The 21,881-nt window shown below is 29.6% G+C and carries 24 protein-coding genes and 1 pseudogene; 4 read left to right on the forward strand and 21 right to left on the reverse strand.

What is annotated here, in order from left to right:
• Window positions 1-320 precede the first annotated feature (320 nt).
• Together F5ESL0230_RS05460 and F5ESL0230_RS05470 are read right to left on the reverse strand one after the other, a co-directional pair.
• On the reverse strand, window positions 321-791 hold the full coding sequence (locus tag F5ESL0230_RS05460) for an SLAP domain-containing protein (RefSeq protein WP_122021913.1): 471 nt from the start codon (window positions 789-791) through the stop codon (window positions 321-323).
• Between the two features lie 590 nt (window positions 792-1,381).
• The gene (locus tag F5ESL0230_RS05470; RefSeq protein WP_233551648.1) at window positions 1,382-1,798 is read right to left on the reverse strand and encodes a hypothetical protein; all 417 of its coding nucleotides are present in this window, start codon (window positions 1,796-1,798) and stop codon (window positions 1,382-1,384) included.
• 529 nt (window positions 1,799-2,327) lie between these two features.
• Here F5ESL0230_RS05470 and F5ESL0230_RS05475 point away from each other — a divergent pair.
• Both F5ESL0230_RS05475 and F5ESL0230_RS08570 read left to right on the forward strand, forming a co-directional pair.
• Complete coding sequence (locus tag F5ESL0230_RS05475; RefSeq protein ID WP_255409281.1) at window positions 2,328-3,008, forward strand: pyridoxal-phosphate dependent enzyme; 681 nt, start codon at window positions 2,328-2,330, stop codon at window positions 3,006-3,008.
• An 82-nt stretch (window positions 3,009-3,090) separates the two neighbouring features.
• Window positions 3,091-3,277: pseudogene (locus F5ESL0230_RS08570) on the forward strand (tyrosine-type recombinase/integrase); the annotation flags it as partial.
• A gap of 555 nt (window positions 3,278-3,832) precedes the next feature.
• Here F5ESL0230_RS08570 and F5ESL0230_RS05485 read toward each other — a convergent pair.
• From F5ESL0230_RS05485 to F5ESL0230_RS05530, 10 genes are all read right to left on the reverse strand, one after another.
• Entirely contained in the window at window positions 3,833-4,201 is a 369-nt protein-coding gene (locus tag F5ESL0230_RS05485) for a type II toxin-antitoxin system PemK/MazF family toxin (protein WP_122021916.1), read from the reverse strand.
• Complete coding sequence (locus tag F5ESL0230_RS05490; RefSeq protein WP_122021917.1) at window positions 4,195-4,452, reverse strand: hypothetical protein; 258 nt, start codon at window positions 4,450-4,452, stop codon at window positions 4,195-4,197. The genes F5ESL0230_RS05485 and F5ESL0230_RS05490 overlap by 7 nt, the downstream gene beginning before the upstream one ends.
• A gap of 117 nt (window positions 4,453-4,569) precedes the next feature.
• Window positions 4,570-5,487 carry an HNH endonuclease gene (locus F5ESL0230_RS05495; RefSeq protein WP_122021918.1) on the reverse strand — a complete coding sequence of 306 codons (918 nt, stop codon included), beginning with the start codon at window positions 5,485-5,487 and terminating at the stop codon, window positions 4,570-4,572.
• 91 nt (window positions 5,488-5,578) lie between these two features.
• Complete coding sequence (locus tag F5ESL0230_RS05500; protein WP_122021919.1) at window positions 5,579-5,758, reverse strand: HU family DNA-binding protein; 180 nt, start codon at window positions 5,756-5,758, stop codon at window positions 5,579-5,581.
• Between the two features lie 45 nt (window positions 5,759-5,803).
• Complete coding sequence (locus tag F5ESL0230_RS05505; RefSeq protein WP_122021920.1) at window positions 5,804-6,166, reverse strand: hypothetical protein; 363 nt, start codon at window positions 6,164-6,166, stop codon at window positions 5,804-5,806.
• Between the two features lie 79 nt (window positions 6,167-6,245).
• On the reverse strand, window positions 6,246-6,572 hold the full coding sequence (locus F5ESL0230_RS05510) for a hypothetical protein (RefSeq protein WP_122021921.1): 327 nt from the start codon (window positions 6,570-6,572) through the stop codon (window positions 6,246-6,248).
• Between the two features lie 85 nt (window positions 6,573-6,657).
• Window positions 6,658-7,956, reverse strand: a complete 1,299-nt coding sequence (secY, locus tag F5ESL0230_RS05515; protein WP_233551649.1) for a preprotein translocase subunit SecY — start codon at window positions 7,954-7,956, stop codon at window positions 6,658-6,660.
• Entirely contained in the window at window positions 7,957-10,413 is a 2,457-nt protein-coding gene (gene secA / locus F5ESL0230_RS05520; RefSeq protein WP_122021922.1) for a preprotein translocase subunit SecA, read from the reverse strand.
• Between the two features lie 186 nt (window positions 10,414-10,599).
• Window positions 10,600-11,403, reverse strand: a complete 804-nt coding sequence (gene secG / locus F5ESL0230_RS05525; RefSeq protein WP_122021923.1) for a preprotein translocase subunit SecG — start codon at window positions 11,401-11,403, stop codon at window positions 10,600-10,602.
• The gene (locus tag F5ESL0230_RS05530) at window positions 11,396-11,965 is read right to left on the reverse strand and encodes a hypothetical protein (protein ID WP_122021924.1); all 570 of its coding nucleotides are present in this window, start codon (window positions 11,963-11,965) and stop codon (window positions 11,396-11,398) included. Before F5ESL0230_RS05530 ends, secG begins: the two co-directional genes overlap by 8 nt.
• Before the next feature lie 396 nt (window positions 11,966-12,361).
• Between F5ESL0230_RS05530 and F5ESL0230_RS05535 the strand changes: the two genes are divergently transcribed.
• A complete protein-coding gene (locus F5ESL0230_RS05535; protein WP_122021925.1) occupies window positions 12,362-13,201 on the forward strand; it encodes a C40 family peptidase in 840 nt (279 codons plus the stop codon).
• A gap of 48 nt (window positions 13,202-13,249) precedes the next feature.
• On the opposite strand, the gene F5ESL0230_RS05540 is transcribed toward F5ESL0230_RS05535, so the two are convergent.
• The 9 genes from F5ESL0230_RS05540 to F5ESL0230_RS05575 form a co-directional block, all read right to left on the reverse strand.
• Window positions 13,250-13,621, reverse strand: coding sequence for a hypothetical protein (locus F5ESL0230_RS05540; RefSeq protein WP_122021926.1), 372 nt, complete (start codon window positions 13,619-13,621; stop codon window positions 13,250-13,252).
• Between the two features lie 70 nt (window positions 13,622-13,691).
• Window positions 13,692-14,066: a hypothetical protein gene (locus F5ESL0230_RS05545; RefSeq protein WP_122021927.1), complete on the reverse strand. Its 375-nt coding sequence runs from the start codon at window positions 14,064-14,066 to the stop codon at window positions 13,692-13,694.
• A gap of 1,900 nt (window positions 14,067-15,966) precedes the next feature.
• Window positions 15,967-16,152 (reverse strand): hypothetical protein, encoded by a 186-nt coding sequence (locus tag F5ESL0230_RS05550; RefSeq protein WP_122021928.1) that lies wholly within the window; start codon window positions 16,150-16,152, stop codon window positions 15,967-15,969.
• A gap of 31 nt (window positions 16,153-16,183) precedes the next feature.
• Window positions 16,184-16,351 (reverse strand): hypothetical protein, encoded by a 168-nt coding sequence (locus tag F5ESL0230_RS08435; protein ID WP_158593069.1) that lies wholly within the window; start codon window positions 16,349-16,351, stop codon window positions 16,184-16,186.
• Window positions 16,352-16,390: 39 nt separating this feature from the next.
• Window positions 16,391-16,939: a hypothetical protein gene (locus F5ESL0230_RS05555; protein WP_122021929.1), complete on the reverse strand. Its 549-nt coding sequence runs from the start codon at window positions 16,937-16,939 to the stop codon at window positions 16,391-16,393.
• Window positions 16,940-16,963: 24 nt separating this feature from the next.
• Entirely contained in the window at window positions 16,964-17,692 is a 729-nt protein-coding gene (locus F5ESL0230_RS05560; RefSeq protein WP_122021930.1) for a hypothetical protein, read from the reverse strand.
• Window positions 17,676-18,593, reverse strand: coding sequence for a hypothetical protein (locus F5ESL0230_RS05565; protein WP_122021931.1), 918 nt, complete (start codon window positions 18,591-18,593; stop codon window positions 17,676-17,678). The genes F5ESL0230_RS05560 and F5ESL0230_RS05565 overlap by 17 nt, the downstream gene beginning before the upstream one ends.
• A gap of 2 nt (window positions 18,594-18,595) precedes the next feature.
• Window positions 18,596-19,348, reverse strand: coding sequence for a hypothetical protein (locus F5ESL0230_RS05570; RefSeq protein WP_122021932.1), 753 nt, complete (start codon window positions 19,346-19,348; stop codon window positions 18,596-18,598).
• Window positions 19,345-20,004: an ATP-binding cassette domain-containing protein gene (locus F5ESL0230_RS05575; RefSeq protein ID WP_122021933.1), complete on the reverse strand. Its 660-nt coding sequence runs from the start codon at window positions 20,002-20,004 to the stop codon at window positions 19,345-19,347. The genes F5ESL0230_RS05570 and F5ESL0230_RS05575 overlap by 4 nt, the downstream gene beginning before the upstream one ends.
• Before the next feature lie 120 nt (window positions 20,005-20,124).
• Between F5ESL0230_RS05575 and F5ESL0230_RS05580 the strand changes: the two genes are divergently transcribed.
• Window positions 20,125-21,798: an ABC transporter ATP-binding protein gene (locus F5ESL0230_RS05580; protein ID WP_122021934.1), complete on the forward strand. Its 1,674-nt coding sequence runs from the start codon at window positions 20,125-20,127 to the stop codon at window positions 21,796-21,798.
• The last annotated feature ends 83 nt before the right edge of the window (window positions 21,799-21,881 follow it).

The raw sequence follows: 21,881 nt of genomic DNA on the forward strand, positions 1-21,881 counted from the left end.
TTACCAACAAATCGCTAAGCTATTGAATAACTTAGCGATTTGTTTCATCCTAATACTCCTAAGATGACTAGAAAAGTTAAGTTGATAGATAGGGATTATAAGATGAGCCTACCTAAATTGTTCAACGCAAATTCAACAGCTATCTGGAGAAAGCCAACTTTAAGTAAACAGAAAAAGCAGATAAAAGTATTGTCACACTTTTATCTGCCGCCTATTTTAGGATGTTTGACAAAGAATCTCAGAATCGATAATCAATTGTTCTGGAACAACAATATCTTTGGTGTACTATGAGACTGGGCTACCTATTGAATATTCTTTTATTAATTAATAAAAGCTAACTTTTTGACAAACTTTCCACCTTTTACTATATAGTACTTTTTATTTAAGTAACCTGTAATCTGTAGTCCATATGTCATTACTTTAGTGTTCTTTTTTAGCTTTTTTAATTTTCCACCATCTGGGAAAATAACATACGCATCTTTCTTTAATTTACGTCTTTTTCCTTTTAGGTTAGTAGCCACAATAAACTTACCATCTGAAATTTCATCAAAACAACGACCATTTGAAATTACAGAAGAAAGCAAATTTACTTTTGTTCCTTTTGCTACCTTTCCTTTTGTAGGCATATATGCAGCTATTTTTTCATTTGGCAAGTATATAGTAGACTTTTTTGCAACAACGGATGTATTATTATTTACTTTTGCAAACGTTGTAGTTATTGATCCAAAACTTATGCAAAATAAAAGTAAAGTGCTTAATAGCAAACTTGCATTAAATCTTTTTTGTTTCATTATTTTTCTCCTAACTATTATCAACTGAATTAAATTATTTACTAATTTAGTCGATAAGCATAACCATGTCGAACAAGGCTCTTCCTAAAATCAATTCTATTTCATCCAAAGGCGATTGCATCCAACATTTGCTCTCTGGCTCCTAATTTAGACCCAAGTATTCTAGAGATATTTTTTCCGAGGAATGGTTCAATAGTTTCATTACTAAGGCTATATTATGATGGTACTTGTTTATAAACACTATTTTCCGCATGGTGTGTGTACCAAAATAATTGATATCCAATAGCGCTCCTACTCTATGCATTATCATATAATATCTTCGCTCATTAATACGCTTATTAGAATTTCACATTGATAGAAAAAGCCATTTACTATTGAAAGCACTTTGATTTAGATAATCCTTCTCATACTCTTCTAGACCAATCATAGTAATCTTCCAAATCACGTTCAATCGGATGTAAATACAATAGGGGATACTTTTTAGCTTTTTATAAATTGGGTATGCGTTCCTTTTAACACACCATTCATGTAATTTTGGGTTACCGATTTTATTAATTATAGTTCACATTTAAGTTTACCCATATTATCTTTTAGAAATATTTAACTGGATGTTTTTTTGCTTTAGCTAAACTACGATATTCGTTCCAACTTGGACCATTCATACCTTTTACAATATGATCCCCACTCCTATTAATATACCATTCGTCTACTTGTGGGTAACCAAATACAATATGATTTCCTTGTTTAGAACCAAGCATAAATTTTTTCTCAGTCCAACCATATTTGTCAAGTAATGGGTTTAATTTAGGTGAATTTTTATAAACTTTAATACAGTTAAAAGTATGCTTGGTAAACCTATCTATACCAACTTTACCCTTTTTACTTACAAAGTACCACTTACCTCTGATGTTTTTAGGGAAGGTAAACAATGGATACTTCTTACTAGCTTGGACTTCGCATACATTTGTATTCATTGCTACTGTTCCTACAGCGGGTAATACTAACATTGTGCTTATGACTATACGTTTAATTATTCTAAATTTCACTGGAATTTCTCCTTTCTTACTAAGACTATTCAATTAGACTACAAAAAATCGATAACTACACTAGCTACTAGTTCTATTAATTACACTTTACATTTAAATATAATTAAATATCAAAAATGCTTGAAACAATTTTTCACAATTTATCCATTAGCTCACTGCCTTTACAATGACCAACTATTTCCCCATTACGATAACGATATGAATACATTAGTACCTGATTTAAAATTAAATTTCCATTTAATTTACTATCGAGATCAACAAACCGACATCGCCAAGGGATATCATCTCTATGAACATATGAAATCGCTATTGCACAAACTCTACCTGTATCATTAGTCTACCTCCTAATAATACTAAATAATGTTAACACTGTTAATACATTAGTAAATAAAATTTTTTGGTACTATTTAATTGAAAAATTCATATATTAAAGAGCGTACTTTTTTATTATATCTTCAATAATTCCATAAATTTCATTTTTACATTTAACATACTTTTCCTTCAAAAATTACAAACAAAAAGGAACACGCCAATACACGATTTAGGTAAAATAAACAATATCAAAATTCTAGTCAAGCTGAAGTCTTTTAATAATTTAAAAGCAAGACCAGCTTATTATATTCTTAAAGAAGCTATCAAGGCCGGAAATATTAATAGAGATACAATTGTTGTAGAGTCTTCATCTGGTAATTTTGCGATTTTACTAGCAGCACTTTGTAATCAAATTGGGCTCAAATTTGTGCCTGTTATTGATCCAAACATCAATCCTTCTTACGAAAATTTGCTGCATACTCTTTGTTCAACAGTAATAAAAGTATCACAACGAGATAACACTGGGGGCTTTTTAAAAACCAGATTAGCTACAATGAAAAAATTTTTAGATAAACATCCTAACTCATATTGGACAAATCAGTATAATAACCCAAATAACTTTAAAGTACATTACCTAAGTTTAGGGGAAGAAATAATAAAATCTGGCTTTAATTTTGACTACATATTTATTGCGGTAAGTGCACTAGAAACAATCACTGGCGTCTCAAAACGAATTAAGGAAAGTCAGGCAAATTGCAAAACAATTGCTGCTGACGTTAATGGAAGTTCCATATTAACTCTCCAGCCCATGCTCATTATATTCCTAGTATTGGTTCTAGCATTCATCCCGCGTTTTTGAATACAGCCCTTATTAATGATCATATTTAGGAAAGAAAAAAGTTTGTTTCTAAACTAAATATCGCGGAAATTACAAGCGTATAACGTCTGCTGCCATTGAACGTTTTGTTGAAAAATATTCAACAGCGTTTGGACGACCAATTACACCCCATAAGTTACGTCACACACTTGCTTCAGAACTATAAAGAGACTAAAGATCAAGTTCTTGTATCACAACAATTGGGACAGAAAGGTACCAGTATAACGGATTTATACACGCATATTGGTTAATCAAAGCAAAAAGAAGCATTAAATAAAATTAAGTAGGATGAAAATATAGGTAAAATAAAAAGCCAAAATTAAATAAGCTTAAAGTATGTTTTCACTTATTTTTTATAACAGTCCTTTTAAGCCGTTAACAAAAAAACTGTGTGACCAATTCTATGATCACCACAGCCTATATCATAATTTAATTATTTGGATATTAGTGCTATTTTTTCTTCTTTTGTCTTAATTCAATAAGTAAACAACTCGAAGATTTAAACGTTAAGAAAATATCATCAAAGCATAGACTTAGTCTATCTTTTTTATTTTCCCCAAATTCGACACATAAAAATAATTCTTTAAGAATTGGATAAATCAGCACTTATTAAAGATTAAACTTATTTTCCCAACATAAAACTGCCAAAATCTACTTTTGTAGCATTTGTGTAGCAAGAACAAAAAATTAAAAACACAAAAGCAACCTATTATCAAGATAGTTATAGAACCTCGACAATAAACTTTTTAAAGCTAAATTATAAAAAGTTATGCTGACTAGAAACTAATTCCGATATTTTGATAAAATTAGCGCTTATCTAAAATTTGATATGCTCTAGATAGCAAGTTATCCAAATCTTTGTCACTAACATGCCCAACAATTTTACCGTGTCGACCAAAAAAATCATAATTAGGCATGTAAAAAGTAATTACACTACCAGATATTCCACTGTTGATATCAGCAATATGATAGTATAGCTCACCATTATCTTTATTAAGATCATGCGTAAGAGGCATACAGACAACTAATCCCGTTTTTTGATTATATGCATTATTTGATATAACAATCGCTGGTCTTTGAATATTACCAGATTGGAAACTATGCCCGCCTTCTTCTCGTCCTGCATGAGGTTCAGCATCTATCCAAATAATATCTCCTTGTTTGGGGGCTACCACGGAATATTCTCCTTACCAACCTGCATAGTATCAGGATTACCTACTTTTTCAATTTCTTTTTTAAAGTCAATATCGTCATATTCGCCATTAAACCATGGATTAGAGTCAATAGTCTTATAGATTAAAGTGTCATTATCTTCTTGAATCAATTCAAATCGTTGACCAAGTTTAACACCCGCCTTACTCGGAACCGTGAGAGCTGTAGAATTACCAACTTTTCTAGCAACAAAGTTACCTAATTTCTTTTGCATTAATATCAACTCCCTAACTATGTTAGTACAAGTATACACTGTTATTAAGAAGGTTTCAATTATATCTCTCCACAATTTAGGTGATATTGATTTTAATCAGCAATCCGGTCTTAATAGTTATTTAGATGATTTATTAGAATCTATAATAGAATCTATTTGTTTATATTGTTTTTTAATTAAAGCCTTTTCTATTTTTATTTGATTTGCTCTATCTATTAGGATTAAGTCATTTTCTTTACAACAAATAATAAATTGGCATCCAACCTCTTTATCTCTATTAATATAATTACCTTCTTCATCTCTTATAAATATAGTAAAATATTCGTTATATCTCCAATTTTTTTGACGTCTTACTAGATATTTATTTTTAAATAAGTAGAATCTATAATTTCTTTGTGCTTCGTACAAACTTTTAGATGGGAATTCAGCAAGTGAACAACTCAATATTCTTGATCCCTTATTATTATTGCATTTCTCACATGTGACAAGTAAGTTATCAATTTCGCCATTGCCCCCTGCCCATATTGGAATAACGTGATCTATTTGACCGCTATTTGTAAGTTGATTATGGCAATAAGCACAGAATTTTTTTTTAAAATTATTATTATTTTTATTATCATTTTTTCTAGCATTATTTTTTATTTTATATCCAAATCTCTTACAATATGAATTAATTGAAACAAAGGCACTACTGGAAAATTTATTGATTAAGCATTTCGGATTTGATTGTAAATCGCCATTTTTTAGATCTTTAATGCTTTGTGAAAAGACAAAGATATATTTTTTATTTTGTGAATTTATTTCTTTTAATGCTTCTTTTAGCGCTTCTATCTCCGCCTCTTTTCGTCCATCAAATCTTTTTGGAGTAGTCTTTAATCGGGTATTTTTAATTTTTTGAAGGTCATTTATACTTATAAATTTATATTTTCCCTTATATTTATTATTACTGCTTTCGTTCCATATGTATATAAAAGAGTCGTATTTTGACAAATTAATATCATTAATATTCATATCAATATTAGTATTAGTATCCATATATATCTACCATTCATTGTAATAAATCACGTCATTAAAAACTATACAAATATAATTATATTATATTTATAAAGTAGTGGTCAAAAATTATTTAACTATATTTGGTAGTATCTTCCAAAATTTTACCTGCCTTGAATGCTGGAATTTTAGTTACAGGGATAATAATCTTCTCTCCTATTTGCAGATTATGCACCTTACATTCAGCATGTTGACATACTTTAAATATTTCCAAATCTTCAATGTTTGCTAAAAATGCCTTAATGGTTTCCATTAAGGCATTTTTAAAGCTATTTAAAATTTATCCATATTTATTGACTTAGGATGAAAAATAATTGTAGTTATTAGCTACATATTTTTCTTCAACCATATTTTGTGTAATTATTTGGGTTAATTGTTCTACCTGTAGTAATGCATCATATTCTTTACCAAAAACTTTCCGCAATTGCTCTAATGCAACTTTCATTTTGGTATTTTCATCAACTTCAATGTAGTCGTCCATGATTTTGCGCAGAAATGATTGACTTTTAATATCACGTCTTTTAGCAGGACGACCTTTTTTATCAATCGTGTCTACCAATGTCGCATGCGCTTCCCAAATTTTAGGTCGTCCTTCAATAAAAATTGAAATAAGACTCTTATCATTACTAATCTGATCTAATTGTATATCAATTGCTGCCATTGTTGTCTCCTTATAGGTACCTCCTCGAACTTGTGAGAGGAGGTTTTATTTTTATTTAAGCTGTAGTAACTAATTACTTTCAGTGTGATTTTATCCAAACTTCTTGCATGTACTTTTCATTAACTGTGTTATAACTATGTTTATCTAAGCGAAAAACAGGTGTTACATGTACATCTAGTTTATCTAATTGATTCGCATTTAAATTAGCTGCATTAAATACATATAACTTCTTGCTCTCTAAGCCGTGTTCTAGTAATAATTTAGGTAATACACTTTTGCAACGAGAACATCCCTGCCGGTAAATAATCGTTAAGTGGTATGGATCATTCAAAGCTTGTTGATAACTACTGGTAGTTTCTGCATATTTGAACTTTCCAAATACAAAAGCCGGATAAGCGATAGCCAATACAGCTCCTATAAGCGTGCTAATTATTACCTTTTTTATTTTTTTTATTTCTATCATTGTTTTTGATATTTATAGAATAACTCAATTAATTAAAAGCGAATTCTTTACTCATAAAGTTTGAATATCCATGTCTAAGTTTAAGGCCTTTAATTTGGCGACCCATATCTGTCAAAACACCAATAATAATTAACAAACTAGATCCACTTAATCCAATTTGCAAACTGGAAGAAATAGTATTTGCAGCAATTAATGGAATTACCGAGATAAAGACTAAGAACATAGAACCCGGCAAGCCTAAGTCAAAAAGAATATTCTTAATATACAAAGCTGTTGGATCACCTGGAATTACTTCTGGTATATATGCATCTTGTTTTCCTAAGTTAACAGCCAATTTATCAGGTTCAATTTGTACTAATGAATATAAATAAGTAAATAAAACAATGAGAAGCGCATATAAAGTAGTTCCAATAGTACTATTTAATGAAAAAATATCATTAACCATTCTATAAACAGAACTATCTTGTTTATTTTGAAAAAATAATAGGATTGTTTGCGGAATCGTCAAAATTGAACTAGCAAAAATAACTGGTACAACTCCAGGAACTAAAAGTTTGAGTGGCAAATAGCTATCAGCAGTAGTTTTATTTTCTCGTCTTGTATATTGAATTTGAATACGATATTCAGAGCAATTAAACCAAACAATTAATGTAGTTAGAGCTAATATAATCACTACAGTGAGAATAACTAAGTCCCATTTAACTTCTCCAAAAGTAGTACTTACACTTAACATGAATTGGTTAGTCAAGCTAGGTAATCTTTTAATAATACCTGCAGCAATAATAATTGAAATGCCATTACCAAGTCCGTATTGTGTAATTTGATCACCTAACCAGATTGCAATAAAACCACCAGCAGTCATTAAAAGAGCAATAACAAAGTAATTCCACCATGAATCATTAACAATAAAGCCATATTGTGACAATTCATTAATACCAGCAATAACACCAACGGCTTGAGTAAAACCTAGAATTATCGTCAAAATTCGTGTAAATTGAGTTAACTTTTCACGCCCAACTTGACCTTGCTTTCCCCATTCTGTCAACTTAGGAACAACCCCTGATTGCAGCAACTGAGTAATAATTTGTGCACTAATAAATGCACTAACTCCTAGTGATAGTAAAGATAAGTTTTGGAAACCACCTCCACTAAACGTACTCATCATAGTTAAAGTTGGATTATTTTTTAACTTAACTAATGCATTAGCATCAATACCAGGGATGGTAACATAAGTTAGCAAGTCATAAAAAAACAAAATTCCAATCGTAATACCTACCCTTTGCCAGATATTTTTACGATTTTCTTTTTTTAGCATCTTTTCTTTCATCTATCTATCTCCTCCATCACGGATTTCGGCTCTCAAGAAATATTTACTAACATCTTTTTCAATTTCCTCAATCATATTGTTGTACATAACGTGAGCTGAATTTTGATATTCAATAAGAGGATTGTATTGAGCATAACCTCGTAAGGTAATTGATTGCCTTAATTGCTCCATACGGTCGATATTATTTTTCCAATTATAGTCAATAGCCTTAAGAATCATTATCTTTTCAAACTCTCGTAAATCAGCAGGTATTTCAAGTAATTCTGCTTTAGCGTTAACTTCTTTCAGTGCTTGATTAAATAGATATTCTTTAAGTTCAACCTTTTTCAGTTGTTTAATCCTATCAATAGGGATACTATCGTAAGCCTCATTCTTTTGGATAATTCGGGTCAGATTACGTCTATACCCATCCCCACGAATAGTTGTTTCTAAGTCCTTTTTTGTTGCTTCAGGGTCAAGGTCAATATCTAATGCATCTCTTATATATGTAATCATTTTTGAATAATTAATATTTGTTGAAGTAATGTAATAATTGTCTACGATACGATTAATAGTTCGGTTAATCATTGCTTGAAGATATGGAGTTAGTGACTCGAAACTATCGATAACTTCCTGTCGTTGTGTATAAAGGGCTGTCCTTTCATCATTCATCACATCATCGTAAGCTAAAGTATCTTTACGTTGATCAAAATTATTACCTTCTACACGTTTTTGCGAAGATGTTACGCTGGAATTAAAGATGCGACTATTTTCGATAGGTTCAAACTCATTACCATTAGCAACCAGCTTATCCTTAATTTTTTGAATTTTTTTCCCGCCAAACCGCCTAATCAAATCATCTTCTAATGACATGTAAAAGACTGTAATGCCAGGATCACCTTGCCGACCAGAACGTCCACGAAGTTGATTATCAATTCTTCTTGATTCGTGCTTTTCTGTTCCTAAAACGTATAAACCACCTAATTCCTTCACCCCGGGTCCTAATTTAATATCAGTTCCACGACCAGCCATATTAGTAGCAATTGTAATAGCTCCAGCTTGACCAGCTTGTGCAATAATACCTGCTTCTTCAGCATTATTTTTAGCATTTAATGTAGAATGACCAATACCTTGTTCATCTAACATATCTGAAAGCATTTCTGAGTGTTCTACTGATGCAGTACCAACTAAAATAGGTTGATGTGTATTATGTACTTTAATAATTTTTTGAAGGACAGCTTTAAATTTTGCTCGTTCAGTTGTATATAAAATATCTGGTAAATCTTTTCTTTGACTGGGTCTGTTAGTAGGAATTGTCACTACTTGCATTCCAAAGGTTTCGTAAAATTCTTTGCTTTCAGTAGAAGCAGTACCACTCATTCCTGATAGTTTTTTATACATTCTAAAAAAATTTTGATAAGTTATACTTGCTTCTGTACGATTCGCATCATTAATAGTTACGCCTTCTTTGGTTTCTAATGCTTGATGTAAACCATCTGAAAATCTTCTACCATCCATAATACGTCCAGTAAATGTATCAACAATAAGAACCTGATCATCTTGTACGATGTAGTCCTTATCCTTTTCCATCGTGTAATTAGCTTTCATAGCTTCATCAACATAGTGGGCTAAAAGGAAAGTATCTTTTCCATATAAATTTTTAATTCCAAGCTTTTCGTTAGCCTTTTCTACCCCTGAAAGCTTTAAAGTGATAGTTTTACTTTCTTCATCGTAGTCATAATCAGCTTTAGTCATGCTTTTGGCTACTTGATCTGCTTGACGATAAAGTTCTTTATAACTATTGGCGTTATCTGAAATAATTAGTGGTGTTCTTGCTTCATCAATTAAAATAGAATCTACTTCATCTACAATCACATAATTAAGTCCTCTTTGAACTTGGTCTTGCTTAAAAAGAGCCATGTTATCTTTTAAATAATCAAAAGCTAATGAGTCATTAGTTGAGTAAGTTATATCGCAGGCATATGCCTCTTTCTTCTGTTCAAGGGATGTATCTTCACCATTTTGACCAATAGTCATCCCCATAAATTCAAAAACTGGACCCATTTCTTCAAAGTCACGTTTTGATAAATAATCATTAACTGTTACTACATGGACACCTTTACCACTTAACGCATTTAAATACACAGGCATGGTTTCTGTTAAAGTCTTACCTTCGCCTGTACGCATTTCGGCTAAATTTGCTTGATGTAATACAATACCTCCCATAAGTTGAACATCATAAGGGTATAATCCTAGAACACGCTTATCAGCTTCTCTAATGGCTGCGAATGCTTCAGGTAGTATTGCGTTCATGCTATAACCATCTACTAGCATTTGTTTTAATTTAGGTGTTTCTGCTTTCAATTCATTATCGCTCATTTGAGCGAATGTATCAGAATAATCATTAATCTGGTTAACGATTTTTTGCAATTTTTTAACTTTGTACTTATTGTTCTCAATTAGAGTTTTTAAACTCATTAGATTCGCTCCTTTATAATTTAGAAATAAAATTAGTAATTAAGAAATCAATAATCCAATACCCGCCATAGGCTCCAAACAAAACAAGCAAGATGTAAGCCATGTATTTTAGGGAAATAAGGATTTTTTCCCAATAAATATGGTTCAAGGTTTTAAAAACACGTACTAAATAGCTCATTTCTACTCCTAACTAATTCGATTCATAAGAATAAGGACTACAGCTAACATAATTGTCAAAATTTCAGTCGAACGTACTAAAAATAACGCATAACCTCTTGGTTTGGGCATACTATTTTCATCGGTTAAAGCCTTAGTCATGTCTTCTGATTTATTCGGTTGCATAAAGATAGTTGCTATTAATAGACCTGATATTAGAATTAAGATAATACCCCACCCCAAATTAATGTTTATGATATGTGTTTTAAATGGCTTCTTTTTTAAATTCTGGATATTATTCTTTGAATCACTATTCTTATTATTTTTGGTAATAGTTTTAGCTTGCATAACCGCATCATTTTGAACAATTGAAGTTACTAAGCTTTTAGTCTTTTTATCAGATTTTTCAGACGCAATTTTAATTGCTGATGTAGCGGTCTTATGATATGCCTTAGTTTGAGTTTTTACGCTCTTATCATTAATTACTGTTTTAATGTAATTCAACACATCAACACTGTAATCTTGTACATTTTCTGGATAGCCACTAAACTTTTTGCTATCTTGTAGAGTCTTAACAGATTGGTCTACTTTCTTTTGTTCTGCCTTAGCATCCCTATTAAATCTTTTTATAAAAGCTTCAGTATTTTTCTTTCCTTTAGCCTGTTCCTTCTCGGCAGCAATTTGTCTCACTTTTAATAAACTGACAGTATTATTATTAAATTCCTTAGTTAATTTTACTTCTGTAAAAGGGGTTTTAATGCTACAACCAGAAAGTACAAGAATTGCTGCGACCAAGAATGTAATAAAAAATAGGTTTGTTGATTTTTTATTCATTTACTACATCTTCCTCTTTAATAATTTGATTAAATTGTTTATCAAACTGAGTTAGAAAATCTTCCAAAATACGTTTCTGTGCTTGTATATTTCCAACAAACAATTCTGCTTCTTTATGATACCTTGGATTGCTCAAATTCTTACTATCTAATAATGCTTTTAACGTCAAGAATACTACCTCAAAGGGTGATAATACACTGCCTGTTTCTTCGTAAAAATCATTTGCAGTATCCATTAATTCATTGACTACATCACTAGTACCCTGAGTAGAATTAATGATCTTACCATTAATATGGTTAGAGATATAAAAGTCTGTAATAAAAGATCTAAAAGCTTGGGCGTGCAGTATTAATGGCAGCGATTCAAATGCTTGCCTTAAACGTTGGGTATCTGCTCCACGATGGGACTTATCTTTCATTTGCAATAAACTATTGTAGATAATCTCAACTACACTCGTTTTATTTTTTCGATCTTTTAATGCAATCTGTTTACCGTAATCAAGTAACACATGCTTCAGGACATAAACATTATTCTGTAATCTATCTAATTTCTGACTAGCCATAAGTTCCTCCGTTTCTTTTATTACATGATTAATACTAAAAAAAATAAAAGCACTTTTGTTAATTACTATTTTTTTAGAAAAATATCGCTTATCTTAAATTTGGTTATTTCGAGAAAAATGATTTTTTTATTTAACTTGGTAGATAATAAATTTGAATACAAGAGAAAGTATTTATATCGATCTGAACCTTGTATTTGATTATGTTTACTTTGACTTAAATAGAATTACGATTGTTTAACTATTTGTTCCATTGCTATTTAGCAATTCCCCCCTCTTAACATTTAAACAATTTAAATCTAATTAAAGTCACTTGTGAAATTTAAAAAGACTGAAAGGCTTAAGCTTTCACATTTTTGCAAAAATGGCTTATTGTCGTAAGACAGAAAGGATGATTCAATGAAGACCACAAGCAAGCCACATTTCAATACTATAAAACTTACACTTGCTTTAATTAGTGGTGGTGTAGCAAGTGCTGCTGTTTCTACTTCAGTTGCAAATGCTGATACTATTACCACTGTAAAAACTGGAGATACTCTTAAATCAATTTCTAAAGATAATCACATTACTGTTAAGGATTTAGCTAAAGCAAATGACTTAAGTGTCAAGGATGATTTACAAGCTAATCAAAAAATCACTATCCCTGACACTCCAAAAAAGCATACTGTTCAAGCTGGCGAGAGTGTATCTACTATTGCTCATAAATATGGCTTAGATACAGAAGATGTATTAAAATGGAATAATTTATCTTGGGATAAATCAACTATATATATTGGGGATGAACTATATCTACAAGATTCAAATGATTCTCAAGCTAAGGCTAAAATCACTGATGATAAGTTGATTGGTAATACTCAATCTGAACAAATAGTTAACCTTGCAATTAAATATGCACATATGAACATCCCTTATGTTTGGGGTGGCTCCACTCTAGCAGGATTCGATTGCTCTGGTTTAACTCAATATATATATCATCAAGTTGGTGTCCAATTAGGTAGAACTACTATTGAGCAAGAATCCAATGTAACTACTACTGATATTTCTGATGCATCTCAAGTTTCACAAATTGCTCGTCCAGGAGACTTGCTATTTTGGGGTAGTCACGGAGCTTCATACCACGTTGCTATTTATATCGGTAACAACCAATACGTTGCGGCTCCACAACCAGGACAAAACGTAGATATTGAAACTATTTCAAATTACTTTATGCCTTCATTTGTAGGACATGTAGTATGTTAAATTTATAAAAAAGGCTACTAGACCATATAATTGATCCAGTAGCCTTTTTTATAAAATTGATTTTTTTAAAAGTTGCTCCAACTTAGCATATACTTTTTCATCATATCCTTGCCATGTCTTCTTGCCAGGAAGAAGCTGCCATTTATTAATGATTTCAACTAAAAATATAAAGATACTAATAGTCCTTTGTGAATCTATTTCATACTCTATTTCATGAATATTATTTTCTATAATAAACCTAGTATTACCTTTTATTGCTCTAACTTTGAAGCTTTTTCCCTGTTGGACTTCACTTATTAGATACAATACTATATTTTGCACTAGCAAGAGATTATTAGATTTATTTAATAGCATTAAAAGATTTTTTTCGGCTTCTTGAATATTATCAATGTGTTGCCTGTTAATCAATAAGTATTTCATTATTAATCCTTTCTATAATTATTGATTAATTTTAGCTAAGCACATTATATTTTTTTAAAATCTCTATATTCTAAAAAGTATAACAAGAAATATAATGATCATCCATCAACTGAAATCTTATTAACAACTCTGGGGGGACATACATTAAACTGTTAAAATCGTTTCTAGATAAAGTCAAGTTATGCTTTTTTAATTCTGCCTTATCAAAAAGTGAAACATAAACCTTGTACAATTGATCGTCTAATTTAGCTTGTATGTTTCTATCGATAGTATTAAAATCCAAATTTTGGTCTTTTATATCGTGTTGTAAAGAATATATTTTTAATAGTTGCAGCTTTTCTGTTTGTAAAAAATCTATTAAATTAACAATCCACCGATCAAATTGTCTATCTGCTTCTTTAATTTCCTCTGTATCTACATTTGTGAAATATTTGTTTTTCTTCATTTTCCCGTTACACCCAGTATTTTTACCGTCTAGTTACCATTTTTAAATATAATTCTTTATTATTTGTTTTACTTTGAGATTTAGTTCAAAATTATTTTTTGTATTTTTTATTATTTTGATAGCAAAGAAGAAATCGTTGATATACGAGCTAATTCCTAAAATTGGAAGTTAACATTATTTCATTTTGCTGATGCGTATTCCGATATTTAATCGGGATGCGACCTTTTAACTTATGTTTAATTGTAGTATTTGATTAACTTTTCCATTGCCTTTGCAATGCCTTCTTGGTGAGATAGGATATAATCCAGTTTAACTTTCACAAACGGTATTGTCATAACAGGTGGTCCGACGCTACATGCAGTAAAGTAGTTTAGGTCACAGCTGGCCAAAACCTGTTTGAATCCGTTACTTACTTTGTTTGCGGCCGCTGGTTAATGATTTCACCATTATAAAGGTATTTTAAAAGGTGAGAAACAAATTGGTTCACTTATGCTCTTATTGCCTGGGCACTGTATCTTTTCCACCTGCCACACAGGTTATACTTTGGCTAGAAAGCTATAGTGCAGTTGCTAACAATGCTCATGCCTTAGCTTTTGGATGGTGGTCCATTCTTCTTGCATTGAACGTCTTTACACCCAACTAGGATTTCATTTTTTAGGTAGTTGTTCTCAATGTGGAGATGACAATTTTATATGCTTAGGTGCTCTAACTAAAATAACTCACTACTGGAATATTTAACTGATTTTTAGGTGATTTTTTTCATCGATGGTCGTACTCATTTGATAAGGAGTGCATCAAGTCCGCCTTCATCAAAACTTTTTTTACCAATGTAGAATTAAGCTAGGCGTAGCAATTTTAAAGTGGCCAGAAGTATTTTTGATAGGTCGCATTATGTTCTTTTCTCAAGTTTAAAACTCGCATCTTAAATTGACCATGAAAATTTTGGTGCGTGTGCTTAATTCTTAAGCCTTATATCCTCAAATATTGGTACTGCATAATTATCCCTGTCAATTATTTGAGGGATGCCCTAGCCCCAATTATCTTAGCCACATAACGGCTGACGTAACCTATTTTAAACAAGTTAAGCTCCTGTAATTTCTGTGTAATAGTAAAAACCTCTAGATTTAGGTCCAATCTAGAGGGTTAACTTCATTATTAACTATTGTCAATAATAATCTTTTCTAGCAAACTTATGTCGAACATAATATAGGCATTATTTTTTTGCAGAGATAAGATGTTTATATATACATTTCCAAGTCCATCATTGCCTCTAATATTAATAAATCTCAATATAAATAGCCATTTTGTTAGATCTAATTTATTTACCAGTAGCCAATCATCGTTATATTGTCGATAAACGTGCAGCTCCCTATAAATAGTTCCTTCAAGCACATGAAATTTAGCGCAAATAAATAGCTATACTAACAATAATTTTAGGATTAATAAAAAAAGAAAAGCAGGGTATTTCGATTAGCGACCTTTTATTAGAAACATTCATATATATTTAAAGTCAATAGGGTTCTAATATTAGAAATGAAATACCTAAAATTACTTGTAATGATGATTAGAGAGATACCGTACAATTATTGAAGAAGCATTAAGTTATCTTTTATTCCTTATTTATTAGGACATAATCTATATGTATACTAAAATAGTTTATTTCTAACTCAATATCATGAAAATTATAAACGTATAATATTTGCTGTCATTTAGCCTTTTGTTGAAAAATATTCAACAGCACTTGAACAACCAATTACATAGCATACGTTACACATATCACACAGTTATCACATTTTTTAAAGTCTGACTGTTCTATTCGGGCTAGAAAGAGCAAAAAAATCGTCAGTTATTTCCTTAACTGGCGATAACAACTATTATATATACAAGTAATAGAATATTACTATGCTAATGAAGTTTTAATAACAAACTTACGACCTTCATCTGGATTAATTATAACACCATATTTATAAATCCAATTATTCCACATAAAAGTATAACCATGCTTTATTTCTTCAATATTTTCAGTGCTCAGGTCAAGATTAGGCTTATAGCAAATACCATTTTCAGAAACCGAAATATTTCTCATAATAAGCACTCCTCCTAAACTAACGATAAAACTATGCTAAACTTGAAACAAACTCAAAATTACGTCCTATTGTAGGTGAATCTTTCCTCTCACTACCTATAATAAAATTATGTTTGTACCAACTTACCATATACCATTTATTAACACTGCCATCAGTAAAATCAATGGTTTTAATGGGAATATACATGCCCTTTGTCATCTTACTCACCTCCCTTCTATGAAGGTTTTCATATAACGCTTATAAAACGCCTACATATGTATATATACTATTTCTACTAATCCATTCTAAAATGTTTTTCTTTTTATTATTATCCTTCAGAGGATTAATTATCCCTATTGAACCGTCGTCATTCTGCATAAATGAAAGGTATTCAATAAAATCTTTACTATCATAATCTTCAGAATTCTTTTCTAATCCTAAGTTTATTAATACTGATAGAGGTATATCAGTATTCTGAGACGTGTACATAAGTAATCCTTCCAGTATAGGTGACAAAGTCTTACTATTTTCTTTATTAATAGAAGCAAGAGTATAGAAAACCTTGTCACTTACTTCATTAATATACCAAAACTTCTCTAGAGAAAAATCAAAATAGGCTATACTATTATTTAGACTATTCAAATAGCCTAAATAATAGGTCGATTCCTTATTAAAAACGCTATCATTTTTAACTATATTATATACATTCTTACTCTTGTTTTCAATATTGCAAGAAAGATTCTCTTTTAAAACAATATCTTTAAAATTAGTTTTTATCCAGTATGTTAGTTTTTCCTCAAATGACATTTTTATATTTTTCCTTGCTAATTATTAAATATTTATATTTTTAATTAAATCCATGCCAATCATATCTGAAATAGATTCTAAACTCACACATTCTTGTTTTAGACTTGAAATTAAAAAAGTAGTTGGAAAAAGTAATGTTAATATAATTGCTGTAGATAACTTTCCACATAATATTAAATAAGTCCCTATTTGATTAATTTTTTGCTTATTAATATTTGCCAAAAAATTATTATTATACATAATAAAGTTATGTAAATTCCCTGCATCTGCCCAATTTATTAACTTTATAAATCTTTCTGAGTCTCTCTTAACAAATTTTGTCCAGTTTTCTCTTTCATTTTTGGCAATATTTAAGTTTAAATTATCAATTAATGTCAATTTCATCTCTATTGGAAATTCATTGGGTAAAATAATATTGCTCTTTGCTAATTTTATGACATCTTCTCTAAAGCACAAAGCTTTTTTGTCGTTTACATCATAATCATTAATATACTTCGCAATCCATGATAGTTTTATCAATATAAAAGGATTTGTAAATACTAGATTTTCAAAAGGATATGTCATGTTACATAGAGAAGTTATCATATCTCTTACTAAAATATGATAATCATCTTTTTGTTTATTATTTATTATATTATTATCAAAACATTCTATTTCCATGGCAGAAATTGATATTTCATCAATTATTTGTTGATCAAATTTTGAATTTGATAATTTTTCTATTATTTTTTGTATATTATCTCTGCATTGCATAAGCAACCCCTAGGTTTACTAACGTGGTATGGTAATTATCAAAGAATAATTCTTCTTTTGTTAATTGTTCTTCTTTATTATCACTAGGTGAATGAATAAAGCCAGATTTACTTTGTCTATTTCTTATACAATTTAAAGCAAACAAAATCAAATTCCAGTCTTGTTCATTAAAAGTATTATTATTTCCGGTTAAATATGACATTCCTAAAACACATTCCCCCATTATATCAACATTGTTTTGCATAGAATAAAAAATTATCATTTTCCTTAATGTTCTAAAAATAAATGGATAATTAAGATACGATGGATGTTTTCTGCCCATATCTGTAGCATAAAAGATAGTATGTGTTACAGAATACGCACTATTGTCTGATAGATATAAATAATTAAAGTTTTCATTAGATAGTACTGTTAAGTTATATAGTAAATCTATATCTTCTGCATTATTATTTATTTCTGCTTTAGTCATTGAATATGCAGAGTCGAGAATTCTATAGGGAGTTTTTCTTGCTAATAATTCAAAATCGCTAGATACTATTTTTTGAAATCTTTCTCTTTCTTTATATGTTCTATTAAGATAGTTTTTGAAGAAAATAATCATTTCTTCATCACCTGCTACTAATGCTGAATTTGTAAGAAAATATTCTGTAAAATTAACCTCTTTTTCTACCTTCTCACTCAAACAGTATATTTTTTTCATCAAATTTTTTGAGAATATTTTATCTGGATAAAACATATCTACCGTAAACAGTAGTTCTATAAAAGCCTTAAACTGAAGTTCATCACTTATTACATTAGATCCTTTAGTTATATCGAAAAAGTTAAAATTATTATTCAACCATATTTCTGAGTTTTTTTTAATTTCTTTTGTAATTACATTTATCTTACTCTGTATATTCATTATTAACCCACTAGATTCATATAATTTAACTTAATAATTCTTTTCCAAAAAATCACAATCAAACTTGATATAACAGAAGTAATTATGTTCAATAAATAGCTAAAATTTGTCATTATCTTTATCGCTGTAGCCGACTCTCCAAAAAAGCTGTACGGTAAAACATTTAAGTATACAACAAATATATCTGAACTGGGTGAAGTTATCCCTAAAATAAAATGAACTATTCTAGATTTTTCTACATTCCAAAAAAGCAAAATTTCACAAACAATCACTAAAAAGGTTGCAAATATTATCAATGATTCTCCCAAGGCAGCTTTTCTCACATTTTTAAATATTGTACAAAAAGCTAGAAGCAACATATAAAAACTAAATAATGATAAAAATTTATCACCGAAATACTGAATGATATTAAATTTCACACCCGATTTATATATGTTAATCAACTGGTATATTGTGCCAAAAATCGTAGTTGCCAAGACATATATTAGTAATTCAATAAAAGTTAAAAGTTCATTAGAATACGGCAATATATTTATTAGCTCATCATTTCCGACATAATAAATCTTGATTAATTGATATGTTGTAACAAATAATATAATTGCTGCAGCTGCTGCATACCACAATCCATGAAATTCTGATGCCGTGCTGTTATGTATATTATTCATTCTAATTAAGAAAAATATTACTTCAATACCAATGGGTATAATAAATAATGGTGATATTTTTTTTAGTCTTAAATATAAATATTCTTTCATTTTCCTATCTCCTTAAAATAAGCATCTTCAAGACTATTATACTTGTTTAATAAATTAGCCTTTGAATCACTCAAAAGTATGCTACCACTTCGCATAAAAATGATACTATCAAACATACTGCCTAAGTCTCTAAGTAAATGAGTAACGATTATAACTGAACTTCCTTTTTTTCGATAATTCTTGATAGCATTTATAAAAATTTCACGATTTATTGGATCGATAGAAGACAGAGGTTCATCCATTACGTAAAAGTCTGTGTTTCTAGATAAAATTAAGGCTAGGTGAATTTCTTCATGATTACCTTTCGATCCATCATGTATTTTCATGTTTGGGTCAATAGAAAAATGTTTAAGTATTTCTAATGAGCGATCTTCATCAAAATCATCAAATGATTCTTTAAACAATTTTATTGCTTGTTTAACTCGCATATTTTCATATAAAAAAAACCTATCGGGCATATATGAAATACTTTCATTAATATCTCTTATTCCTTTAAATGTATTCAATCTGCCCAGTATCACATTCATTAAAGTGGTTTTACCTGCACCGTTCTCACCCAGAATACCAATAATTTTGCCGCTGTTTTTCAGTTCTAAATTTATATTATTTATCGAAATCTTATTACCATATCTAACTGTTAAATTGCTTAATTTCATTTTTGCTTTTCACTCTCAATCTAATATAATAATATAAAATACTAAAAATCCGCTTACATAACAAAGTAACACTTTAAATAATTTTAATCAAATAATTTTTAATGGAAGTATAGGCAAACAATGAAATTTAAGAATATTAGATCTATAGATTTTGCATTAGGCATTTTTTTATCGTTATTATCCTCTTTAATAGGTATACTTATACCTCTATTTGTAAAAGCACTTATTGATAATTTTAATGCTAGTAACATTATTAAACTTGCATTGGGGTTTATTGTAGAATGCTTACTATCTTCTATATCTATTTATACTCTATCAATTTATGGAAATAAAAAAGCTTCTATTCTTCGTTCTAATATTTACAAACATTTAATATTAGAAAATGAAGCTAATCTAAATAATTTGAATAGTGGGAAGACAGTTGGATTAATAATTAACTCAACGAATACCCTATCTGATTATTATTCATTAAGTATGCCCAGTTTTATCAGTAGTATTTTTACCATTATAGGAACTCTTACAGCATTAATAATTATGGATTGGAGATTAACCCTATTAATGTTTGTAACTCTACCATTACTTGGTATTATTATAATTCCAATTGAAAGAATATCAACTAAATATGAAGGAAGATTACAAACAACATTAAGCAAACTATCAGGTTATATGACCGAATCATTACAAAATAATGCCTTAATAAAAATATATGTAGCTGAAAAAAATTCTATAGAGAATAATGATAAGCTAATTGAAAAAACTTTTGATAATTCAAAAAACTTAAATATCATCACATCAATAACTTCTCCATTAGTATTTTTATTTATTTTTGGCATTATTTCGGTAATATTTATCTATGGTGGTCTACGCGTTGCACATGGATTTATGAAAATATCAACTTTAGTCTCTTTCTTGATATATCTCTTTCAAATTTTAAATCCAATAAGCTATTTTACTAATTATTTTTCAGAAAAAGGAAAAAAAGAAGCTGCACTAATACAAATAAACGATTTAATGAATAAAGAAATAGAAAAGAGCGGATATATAAAAATAGAAATAAAAAATAAAGATATAACCTTTCACGACTTAACTTTTGCTTATCCTGACTCCAATAATAATACATTAAATAAAATAAGCATTACATTTGAAGCAGGTAAAAAAACTGCATTAGTAGGACCAACTGGATCTGGAAAATCCACTATAGTTAATCTCATTTCAGGATTATATCAAAACTTTAATAACGGATTTATAACCATAGGTAATATACCTATTCAACAAATTGATTTAAAATATTATCGGAAGCAAATTGGTTTTGTTACACAAGATACCTATTTATTAGATGGAACTATATATGATAATTTGATTTTCGGACTATCTGAAGTACCATCTAAGCAAAAAATTTATTCTGCACTTAAAAAGGCAACATTATATAAAGAAATTTCTAACCTCAAGGATGGAATTTATACCAAAATTGGTGAACGTGGAATTAAGCTTTCTGGGGGACAACGTCAGCGACTACAAATTGCACGGATATTTTTAAGAGAACCAAAAGTTTTAATTTTAGATGAAGCAACTGCAAATCTTGATAGTGAAGCAGAATCAGAAGTGACAATAGCACTTCAAAAATTAATGAAGGATAGAACAACTATTACAATTGCCCATAGATTAGCTACAATAAAGAAAAGTGACTTAATTTATTTTATTGAAAAAGGTACAATTACTGGACAAGGAACTCATGAAGAATTATATAAAAACCACAATAAATATCGTACTTATGTTGATCAGCAGACACTTTAAAAAAATAATTAATAAGTGATTATATATTTTAAATAATAAAAACAATGACAATACAACGTCAGTCTTTATCATGTTGAGTCTTA

The sequence above is a fragment of the Lactobacillus sp. ESL0230 genome (genome assembly GCF_003692805.1).
GTDB lineage: Bacteria > Bacillota > Bacilli > Lactobacillales > Lactobacillaceae > Lactobacillus > Lactobacillus bombicola.